The following is a 265-nucleotide window of genomic DNA, read 5'->3' as shown; positions in this document are numbered from 1 at the left end:
CGGCCGAGCGCGGTCATTTTCGAGACCAGCTCGTTAACGACTGGGTTGTCGCGCACCACACCGCCGCTGAAATCGGTCTGGACCGCGCCCGGCGCCACCGTATTGACGTTGATGTTTCGCGGCCCGAGGTCGTGCGCCAGATAGCGGGTGAACACCTCGACGGCGCCCTTGAGCGTCGCGTAGGCGATGCTGTCCGGATTGACGAAGCGCGTCACGCCGGAGGAGATATTCACGATCTGGCCGCCGTCGGCGATCAGCGGCAGCA

At 65.3% G+C, this 265-nt stretch carries 1 protein-coding gene; it reads right to left on the bottom strand.

Features of this window, described 5'->3' with window-relative positions:
• The coding region (locus RMT89_RS43565) for an SDR family oxidoreductase (RefSeq protein WP_315889291.1) at window positions 1-265 on the bottom strand (265 nt) is incomplete at both ends.

It is taken from the genome of Streptomyces sp. P17, from assembly GCF_032436805.1.
Lineage (GTDB): Bacteria > Actinomycetota > Actinomycetes > Streptomycetales > Streptomycetaceae > Streptomyces.
Note: the sequence above shows the minus strand (reverse complement) of the source record. Positions and strands in the feature narration are given on the sequence as shown.